Genomic DNA, 9,043 nt, shown 5'->3' with positions numbered 1-9,043 from the left:
CGACACACTGTTGAGTTCTCAAAAGACACCCGCACACCATCTACCACTCTAAAGCAGTAAGCCGGGGCTTGTTCCTCTACTGTACACCCACCGGATTCATACATTTCCCGGGGGGTCCCTGTAGAGGGGGCGGTCAGTGAGCCCTGTTGACCGGGGCCGCTAGGGCCTTCGTTCTGTCCGGTGTCTCGCTGACGAAGAGAAAGCTACGCGACGACTTCGGGCAACGTCAAATCGGCCCCCCATTTGGGCCTTGACCTGCGCAAACGGGTGTCCGGGCGTCACTCACCGTGGCGATCTTGGTCCTCACGCTCGACGAGCGGTTGGCCGTTTTTTCCCATTGCCGACGCCTTCTCGGCACCTTCACTGTGCCCTTGACCTGCAGAAATGAGGGTATCCGAGGTCGGCGGGCGAACGTCGGACCCGGCCGAGCCACTTCTAAACGCATCTTCCGTGTGACTCGGGTCATAATCGTTTTGGTCGCTTTGCGCGACGAGTGGCGGTCCGTCCGTCGCCAGGCGGCGCAGCATGGCGTTGTATGCCGTCAGTTCTGCATCTCCGTCGGCATCTGCCCGACGATCATCGCGTCTGGCCGACCGTTCGTCCTGACGCGACCACTGAATCAGCAGCGCGATCACCACGAGGAGCAGCGGCACTTCTCCAGCTGCCCATGCCATTCCGCCGCCCAAGTGCTGATCCAGCAACGGATCGGGCACCCAGGGCAGGGCGAGGCTGCGGTAGTACTCCCCGCCCAGAAGCGTGTTCGCGCTCATCACGGCCAGGCCGAAGAAGGCGTGGAAGGGCACCGACGCGAAGACGAGGCCCATGCGAGCGGCGGGCGGAAGCCGGCGCGGCGCAGGGTCGACGCCCACGATCGGCCAGAAGAACAGCGCCCCGACCAGCAGGAAGTGCAGGTTCATCAGCTTGTGCGCCCAGTGCTCGGGCAACGCGGCGGGGAACAGCCCCGAGAAGTACAGGGCGTAGTAGCTCCCCACGAACAGCACCAGGGCCACCACAGGGTGTGTCAGCACGCGCGCGACCGGTGAGTGCACCGCGGCGAGCAACCATTCCCGCGGGCCGGGCGGCCTGCCCCGGCCGGCGGGTGGCAGCGCCCGCAGTGCGAGCGTGACCGGCGCGCCCAGGACCAGCAGGATCGGGACGAGCATCCCGAGGATCATGTGCTGGCCCATGTGAACGCTGAACATCGCGGGCGCGTACCGGCCGATCCCCGAGCTCGTGCCGAGCAGGAGTGCCGCACATCCCGCCATCCAGCCGATCGTGCGGCCGACGGCCCAGGTGTCGCCCCGGCTCCGCAGCCTGTGCACGCCGAGCAGGTAGACCAGGGCCATGACGATCGCGGCGGTGCCGAAGACCATGTCGAACCGCCAGTCGAACAACAGCCGTAGTGCGGTCGGCGGCCCGGCGAGGTCGTACCCGATCACCGCGTCGAGGCGGGACGGCACGACGCCGGTGTCCGGCGGCGCGCTGCGTCCGAGCGCCACTGCGAGGCCCATCGTCGCGAGCATCAGCAGCACCTCGACGCCGCCGAGGCGCAGGAGAGCACGCGTATCCCCTCGGGAGGCCGCACCGACCGACGACCGCCGATGGGCCGCTCCGAGCACGCCGAGCACGACCAGCGCCGCCGCCTTCGCGAACACGAGCGCCCCGTACTCGGAACCGATCAGCGCGGGGAGGGGGATCCGCACGAGCGCGTTCACCACACCCGTGACGGCGAGCGCCAGCCAACATATGAGCGCCACGCGGGAGAACCGGGGCACGGCCGTGGCCAGTGCGGCGTTGCGGTCGGGACCACGCATCGTGGCGACCCCGATCAGCGCCACGAGGCCGCCCACCCACAACGAGGCGGCCAGGACGTGCAGCATCAGGCTGTCGCTGGCGATGTCGTGGGCGCCGCCGCCTGCGGAGTGGCCGGTCAGCGCCACCGGGAGCGGGCCGAACAGGGCCAAGCCGAACAGCACGACCGTCCAACCCCAGGTCAGGACGGTTCGGCAGCCCACGAGCACGAGCATCGCGACGATTGCGGTCAGCAGCCACGCCGAGGCGTCAGGTAATCGGGGCACCAGATCGGCCAGCAGCCCGGGATCGAGCACCTCCCCCACCGGGCGTCCGAGCACATCGGCCACGCTGAGCGGCACCATCAGGAGAGCGCCGGCCGTCCAGCCTGCGGCGCTCCACGAGCCGACGCGCATTGCGCGGTAGCCCCCGACGTCCAGGAAGCCACCCCGCTGCGGCGCCACGAGGAACGCCGCGAGCAGCAGCGCCCCGATCGTCAGGACCATGCACACCTCGGTGGCCGCCCGCACGGCGGGCAGCGCCAGGTTCGTCAGCACGCCCGGGTCGGGCAGGCCCAGGGACGCGGCTGGGCGCGCATTGGTCAGGGCGGTCAGGCCTGCGGCCACCACGACGGCAACAGTGGCGCCCAACCCCACGAGGGCACCCACTCCGGACGGCGGTCCGGTCCGTGGTGGCGTAGCGGCTGGCTCGACTGTCGCGTGCGCCATGGCGTCAGGTTATGCCCGTTATCAGCCGCTGCGCCCGAGCGGTCGGGAGGTCGGAGCGGCCCCTGCCACACTTCGTCCGTGACGGACGGGGCGGGGCCCGGGGACGACGACATCGCCGAGCGGGTGCTCCGGGCAGCCTGCAGCCCGGACGGGAGCGGGCCCGTGCGCTGGGCGGCGGCGCCACTCCTGACGGCCGGATTGGTGCTCGACCTGTGCTGCGGTACGGGTCCGTTGGCCGACGAACTGCCCGCCGGTCGTTGGCTGGGTGTCGATCCCTTGGCGAGGAACCCGCTCAGGAAGCCGGTCCTTCGTGCGTCGCCGTGGTCGCTCCCGCTGCGTGCCGGCGCGGTGGACGGGATCGCTCTGGTGCTCGTCCTCCCAGGTCTGCCGGATCTGGACGCGCTGTTCGCCGAGATCCGCCGTGTGCTCCGGCCCGGAGGGACGCTGGTGGTGGTCGTGCCGTCCGCCGTGACGCGCTCGGCAGCGGAGCTGCGGCTCGCCCCGCTGCTCTCCCGCGTGCACCGCTCCGGATGGCTGCACCGCTCCGCGCTCGACCAGACGGGCTGGCTGCTCGCGGCGGCCGACTTCGCCGTGCTCAGCGACGACCGGGTTCCGTTCGCCCTTCCGCTCCCCGACGCCGCCGCCGCGCACGCCCTCGTGGCAGACCTCCCCCGGGCGGGCGTGTGGCCACCGGATCTACCCGAGGCGGTGCGGGCGCGCGTGGCCGCGGGCCTCGCGCGCCGGGCGGGACCAGGCCGCACGCTCCCGATACCCCTGCGGCGGCTCGTCGCGCGTCGATGACGGATGTGCGGCGGGTCGGCCGTCCCCCGGACCCGGCGCGAATCCCTGCGACTCACGCCACCGAAACGGGCGACTCGCGGCGGGGCCGGGTCAGGTCTCGTCCTGCTGGGCTGCGCCCACCACCACCGGGACGTCGTCGGGTTCCGGGACACCCTCGACGAGGTCGGCGACGACGCAGGTGATGTTGTCCGGTCCACCGCCCTCGTTGGCGAGGGCGATCAGCTGGGCGACGACGTCGTCAGGTTCCGCGATGCCGGCCAGGACCTCGCGGATGTGTGCGTCATCGAGCACCGCTGTGACCCCGTCCGAGCAGACCAGGTAGCGGTCGCCGACCCGGCCCTCGAGCGGGAAGAGGTCCGGCTCGGCCGGCGTGCCCTCCTGCAGGGTGCGGATCAGCCAGGACCGCCGGGGGTGCGTCGCCGCCTCTTCAGCGGAGATGCGCCCCTCGTCGAGGAGGCTCTGGACAAGGGTGTGGTCGCGGGTGAGCCGGTGCAGTTCGCCGTCGCGTAGCAGGTAGGCCCGTGAGTCGCCGATGTGCGCCACGCCGATGCGTGCGCCGTCGACGAGGAATGCGACGACCGTGGTGCCGGTGCCGCGGAGCTCGGGGTTCTGCTCGCTCAGTTCGGTGAGCCGGGCGGCGGCGTCGGCGATGGCCTCGCCGAGCGCGGCCAGGAGGTCGACGTCGCCGAGATCCACATCGCGCAACCGGGCGTCGAGGTCGAGGAGCGTGGCCACGGCGACCGCGCTCGCCACCTCACCGTGGGCGTGGCCGCCCATGCCGTCCGCCACGGCGAGCAACCTGGAGCTGGTGGCCGCCGAGTCCTGGTTCATCGACCTCCGGCGCCCGACGTCGGAGCCTGCGGCGGAGCGCAGCGTCGGTGACATGGCGCTCACCCTCTCACGGCGGGCTGGAGCTGATCGTCCAGCGGCGCGCCCGTGTGCGCCGGATAACCGGAAGTGCACGTGGCGGACCGTCCACGATCGACGAGCGGCCCAAGAATATGCCCCTGGCAGGCGTGGGGCGTCAGGAGCCGCCGGAGGAGCTCGCCGCCGCCGTCGAGGCGGCGACGGCCACCGCGACGCTCGTCTGCACTGCCTGCACGGCCTTGCGCACGGCCGGTCCGGCCCAGTCCCCTTGCGCCACCTGTTCCGCGCGGGCCCGCAGCTCTCGGCGGGGACCGTTCACCACCTTGTGCTCGGCCTTCACCGCGTGGAGCAGCGAGATCAGCAGGGCGATGTGCTGGTCGGCGGCCGCGCCGTCACACAGCACCTCGAAAACTCGCTTCCGCAACGCCGTGACCGGCGCGGTGTCGACCGCGGGCCACCGCGTGGCCGGGAGGAACCCGAGCAGCCGCGTGCGTTCGCGGCGCATCAGCCCACGCTCGGCCAACCGCTCGAGCACGGGCTCGCGTGTCTTGCGTGCCAGCAGCTCCACCGCCTTCTGGGCGCGCACCGGTTGCCGGTCGCCGAGCTTGGTCAGTGCGCCGTCGAGGAGTGGGTCGCGGGTGGGAGAGAAGTCGGTGACGGACAACCGGGCGCGGGCGCCCTGCCCGTCCGCGGCGAGCCGATCCTGGATGGACAGGTCGAGCAGGAGGGCGCCACCGATCGCGCGATCCAGCGAGGTGCTGTCGACGAGGGCCCTGCCGGACTCGAGGTCGAAGAGCAGGAGAACGAGGTCCTCGGTGATGCGCGCCATCAGTGGCTCCTTCCGTCAGGTGGATCTTCGGGCGGCGACCCGACGCACGAACTCCAGCACACGAGCGGAGATCTCGTCGGCGAATTCACCCGTCGACGCATGGCTCACCCGGGCTCCGGCTGAGATCGACCCGCTCAGGCAGGCCATCACCGAAAATCCCGGCGGCGTGGGACGCGCGCTCAGGAGCCATGGCCGGCAGGTTCGTCGCCCACATCGTGGGGTTGCCACCCTGCGCCGGCAACTGCACGAGCAGCGTCAAGGGCACCGGCCCGAACCGGTGCGCGTGCATACGCGCGAATGCCGCGGAAATCACGGCGGCATCGCTGTGCGGGCGGCCGGTTCGCGTGGGCGGCCCGGAGCCTCGCCTCAGCGAACCCCCACGACCCGGGACGCCGGCTGATCATCTCGTCCACCGGTGGCCGACGGCATCGGGATGCACCGGTCAGGCGTCGCCTCATCGGCGGTTCGGCGACGTGAACGGGCACAGGGCACGACCTGGGAGGGGACGCCTCCGCATCGTGATCTGTTCGCCAACCTGTGACGCACCGGCCCGGAGCGCCCCGCTAGGCTCGTGGCAGCGGTTCATGCCGGACCGCACCGGCCCTCGTAGCTCAGCTGGATAGAGCAAGAGCCTTCTAATCTCTAGGTCGCAGGTTCGAGTCCTGCCGGGGGCACAACTCCATTGGTCAGCGATCTCGCGCGCGCTGAGGCCGGCAGCGGCGAGCCGGGTCGCGACGAAGGTGCCGGAACGCGTGCGGGTGTCGCCCTTCCGAGGCGGAGCCGGCCAGAACCTCGCCCAACTGCTTGCCACGACTCCGCTGTTGGAGGCGCGCCGGCGGACGGTGATCGGCTCGACCTACGTCGACCACGCGCCGCCCGGACCTGTCGCCCGCGGGTCCGGCGCTGGCGGGGGATCCACGCGATTCGACGACAGGACCTGTCAGGTTCAGGTGCCACGTTGTCGATGTGTACGAAACCGAACCGGAGCTCCGGGACCTGCAAACCCTCATCGACACCTCGCGCGGACGCGCGACAGCGCACCTGCAGTCGATCATCACCGGCGAGCGAAGCCTGACCGCCGAGCAGCTGGTGCGCGTGCTCACCGGCATGTGCGTCCTCGTGCTCTCCACCGTCACCGCGCAGGGCGAGCCGCGCGTCAGTGCCGTCGACGGGCACCTCCTGCACGGCCGATGGGTGTTCGGCACCAGCCCGGGAGCGGCGAAGGCGCGGCATCTGCGGGCGCGGCCCGCCGCAAGCGTCGCGCATGTGCGCGGGGAGGAGCTCGGCGTCTTCGTCCACGGCGTCGTCGAGAATCTCAACCCGGTGGACGGCCCCGGCCACCCCGACTGGCCGGCGACCCGCGAGTACCTGCACGCGTTCTACGGCGACGGGGCGTTCGACTGGTCCGACGTCGTCTACTACCGGCTCCGGCCGACGTGGATGACCGTCTACGCCGCCGACCCGGACCGGCTCCTCTCCGGGACGGCGCGGGCGTCCTAGCACGGCGCAGAGCCGGGCACAGCGGTGCAGACCGATCGGGCGCGCCCGTCGAACTCATCTCGGCCTTCCGGGCCCGCTGTCAACCTTCCCGTGCCTTGTCGGGGCGGTCGGGCTCGGCCGGACGTGCAGGGCCGGGGCCTGCTGCCCGCAGCCCGGGCCTGCCGGATGCGGTCAGCGGAATCGTGAGCTGAACCGTGGTGCCTGCGCCGGGAGGGCTGCTCACCCGGAGCCGCCCACCGAGCGCTTCGGCCCGGTCGGTGAGCCCGACCAGGCCGGAGCCGGCGGTGGGGTCTGCGCCGCCGCGGCCGTCATCGCGCACGGCGACCCGCAGCACGTCCTCGCTGGCCGCCACGGTGACATCGACGACGGAGGCGTCGGCGTGCCTGGCGGTGTTGGTCAGCGCCTCCGCAACGACGCAGTACGCGGCCAGCTCGACCGGCTCGGGCAGCCGGCCGTCGACCTCGACATCGAGGTTGACCGGGACTGCCGAGCGGCGGGCCAGCGTCTTCAGCACCGGGCGCAGGCCGCCCTCGGCGAGCACGGCGGGGTGCAGGCCACTCGCGATCTCGCGCAGCTCGTCGACCGCACCGTGCAGCTCCGTAACGACCTCGTCCAGCTGCGAGCTGAGCTCCTCGGCCTCGGGAGGCGTCGCCTGCAGCGCGCGCACGCGCAGGGCGAGGGAGACCAGCCGTTGCTGGGCACGGTCGTGCAGATCGCGTTCCATCCGGCGGCGGGCGGCGTCGCCCGCGGCAACGATCCGCGCCCGTGAGGCGGCCAGCGCGGCCTGCGCATCGGCGTTGGCGATCGCGGTCGCGACCAGCTCGGTGAACCAGGTCAACCTGGCCTCGGTGCCGGCGGGCAGCGGTCCGGGGCGGGATCCGACGCTCATGACGCCCCACAGCTGTCCCTCGACCCAGATCGGCACGCCCACCGACGCCCGGAGCTGCCAGTCCCGAGCGGCGTCGGCGATGACGCCCGAGGCGGCGCTGTAGTCGTCGATCCGCGCCGAGCGGCCCGTCTCGAACACCCGTGTGTGGATGTTCTCCCCGCCGAACGGCAACCGGGTGCCGACCGGGGTCGGCCCGGTCGCACCCGTGCTGGTCCACATGCCGACAACCGTGATCGTGTCTTGCGGGTCGTACCGGATCAGGACCGCGATCTCGACCTCCAGCAGCCGGCCGACCTCCGCGACGACCGCGGCGAACACCTCCTCCGGCCCGGCACCGCCTGCGACCAGCGTGGCCACCCGCCGCAGCGCTGCCTGCTCGTGCGCAAGGCGTTCGAGCTCGATCTCGGCCTGCCGTCGCTCGGTCACGTCGCGCGCCACCGCGTAGACGACGCCCTCTTCGACGACCGGGGTCGCCGTCCATTCGAGCACCCGGTACGAGCCGTCCTTGCGGACGTAGCGGTTCTCGAACGACTGCGTTGTCTTGCCCTCACCGATCGCAGCCGACGCATTCGCCGTCCACTCGCGATCGTCGGGATGTACGAAGTCGAGGTAGGGCCGCTCGATCAACTCCTGCCGCGTGTAGCCGAGAATCTGCTCCGCGGCCGGGTTCACCCGGGTGAAGCGCCTCTCGAAGTTCGCCACCGCGATCATGTCGGGCGAGAGAGTGAAGATGCGGTCCAGCTCTTTCTGCGCCTTCGCTCGCCGCGTCGCGTTGATCCCGAGTACCGTCGCGAAGCCGGCGAGAACGAGGCCGCAGGCGAGGATGATCCACGGCAAGGTCGCCGCGGCGCCGTGGATCGAGCCTATCGGCAGGATGACATCGAATCGCCTTCCTGCCTCGGTGAATGATGTGCTGACGGTCTGCTCACCGGTGAGAGGTTGGCCGGTGAGCAGATGATCGCCGACCTCCAGCCGCACCCCCGGCCTGTTCGCCGCCGCAGCCAGCGTCTGATCCGGCACGAAGACCACCACGTACCCCGGGCGCAGAGCATCCCCGATGAGATTCGGTGCCGGCGCGATCATGAGAAGGCTGTTCGTCCCGGTGTCGGGGCCGGGCACAGGCGCCGCGGAGACGCCATCGAGGCGGGTCGCGCGATCGAGCGCCGTGGCCACATCGGTCATGTCCGTTCCACCGCTCAGATCGGTGCCGGGCAGGGCCAAGGGAGGAAAGCCGGACACGAGCGTCGCCGCCAGATACGAGGAGCGCGATCCGGCGGGCACGACGCTGTGTTGCTCGTCGAGTGTCACGATCGGCTGGCCGATTCGCTGCTCGTACTCCGCTCGCCGTGTGTCGGGAACCGGCTCGACCCATGCAGCGGCTGGGAAGCCGGCCGGGCTGAGCCAGTTGAGCGCGTTGCTGGCGAACTGGTCGCTTGTGACGCCGGTACCGCTGGCGTCCAGCATGAACCGGCGGAGGCTTTCGGTGAGCGATGCCGCCTGCTCGATCCGCCCATGGATCTGTGCCGCCGCGACCTCGGCGTTGTGCTCGGCCTCGCGCCGGACGTCCCCCTCTGCGTGCATGCGCGCGAGGATGAAGCCCGCAACGGCCGCCGCAAGAATCAGCGCCACCACTGCCAT

General features: G+C 71.3%; 6 protein-coding genes and 1 tRNA gene. 3 read left to right on the top strand and 4 right to left on the bottom strand.

Annotation, left to right across the window (positions count from 1 at the left end; genetic code table 11):
• Positions 1–278: 278 nt before the first annotated feature.
• Positions 279–2,519 carry a cytochrome c oxidase assembly protein gene (locus ACQPZQ_RS09070; RefSeq protein WP_433294004.1) on the bottom strand — a complete coding sequence of 747 codons (2,241 nt, stop codon included), beginning with the start codon at positions 2,517–2,519 and terminating at the stop codon, positions 279–281.
• Positions 2,520–2,597: 78 nt separating this feature from the next.
• On the opposite strand from ACQPZQ_RS09070, the gene ACQPZQ_RS09065 reads away from it, so the two are divergent.
• A complete protein-coding gene (locus ACQPZQ_RS09065) occupies positions 2,598–3,320 on the top strand; it encodes a class I SAM-dependent methyltransferase (protein ID WP_433294002.1) in 723 nt (240 codons plus the stop codon).
• 90 nt (positions 3,321–3,410) lie between these two features.
• Here ACQPZQ_RS09065 and ACQPZQ_RS09060 read toward each other — a convergent pair whose 3' ends face one another.
• Positions 3,411–4,205 (bottom strand): PP2C family protein-serine/threonine phosphatase, encoded by a 795-nt coding sequence (locus ACQPZQ_RS09060; protein ID WP_433294000.1) that lies wholly within the window; start codon positions 4,203–4,205, stop codon positions 3,411–3,413.
• Between the two features lie 139 nt (positions 4,206–4,344).
• Complete coding sequence (locus ACQPZQ_RS09055; protein ID WP_433293998.1) at positions 4,345–5,016, bottom strand: GOLPH3/VPS74 family protein; 672 nt, start codon at positions 5,014–5,016, stop codon at positions 4,345–4,347.
• A 600-nt stretch (positions 5,017–5,616) separates the two neighbouring features.
• On the opposite strand from ACQPZQ_RS09055, the gene ACQPZQ_RS09050 reads away from it, so the two are divergent.
• Both ACQPZQ_RS09050 and ACQPZQ_RS09045 read left to right on the top strand, forming a co-directional pair.
• Positions 5,617–5,690, top strand: a tRNA-Arg gene (locus ACQPZQ_RS09050).
• A 292-nt stretch (positions 5,691–5,982) separates the two neighbouring features.
• Positions 5,983–6,516, top strand: a complete 534-nt coding sequence (locus tag ACQPZQ_RS09045; protein ID WP_433293996.1) for a pyridoxamine 5'-phosphate oxidase family protein — start codon at positions 5,983–5,985, stop codon at positions 6,514–6,516.
• A gap of 79 nt (positions 6,517–6,595) precedes the next feature.
• Here ACQPZQ_RS09045 and ACQPZQ_RS09040 read toward each other — a convergent pair whose 3' ends face one another.
• Positions 6,596–8,986, bottom strand: coding sequence for a PAS domain-containing sensor histidine kinase (locus ACQPZQ_RS09040; protein WP_433293994.1), 2,391 nt, complete (start codon positions 8,984–8,986; stop codon positions 6,596–6,598).
• Positions 8,987–9,043: the final 57 nt, after the last annotated feature.

This window comes from Pseudonocardia sp. CA-142604, from assembly GCF_050948475.1.
Taxonomy (GTDB): Bacteria; Actinomycetota; Actinomycetes; order Mycobacteriales; family Pseudonocardiaceae; genus Pseudonocardia; species Pseudonocardia alaniniphila.
Note: the sequence above shows the minus strand (reverse complement) of the source record. Positions and strands in the feature narration are given on the sequence as shown.

What these genes read in the sequence shown, in the direction of transcription:
- ACQPZQ_RS09070 (WP_433294004.1), bottom strand. Translation starts at nt 2,519, where the DNA reads ATGGCGCACGCGACAGTCGAGCCAGCCGCTACGCCACCACGGACCGGA.
- ACQPZQ_RS09060 (WP_433294000.1), bottom strand. Translation starts at nt 4,205, where the DNA reads ATGTCACCGACGCTGCGCTCCGCCGCAGGCTCCGACGTCGGGCGCCGG.
- ACQPZQ_RS09055 (WP_433293998.1), bottom strand. Translation starts at nt 5,016, where the DNA reads ATGGCGCGCATCACCGAGGACCTCGTTCTCCTGCTCTTCGACCTCGAG.
- ACQPZQ_RS09040 (WP_433293994.1), bottom strand. Translation starts at nt 8,986, where the DNA reads ATGCACGCAGAGGGGGACGTCCGGCGCGAGGCCGAGCACAACGCCGAG.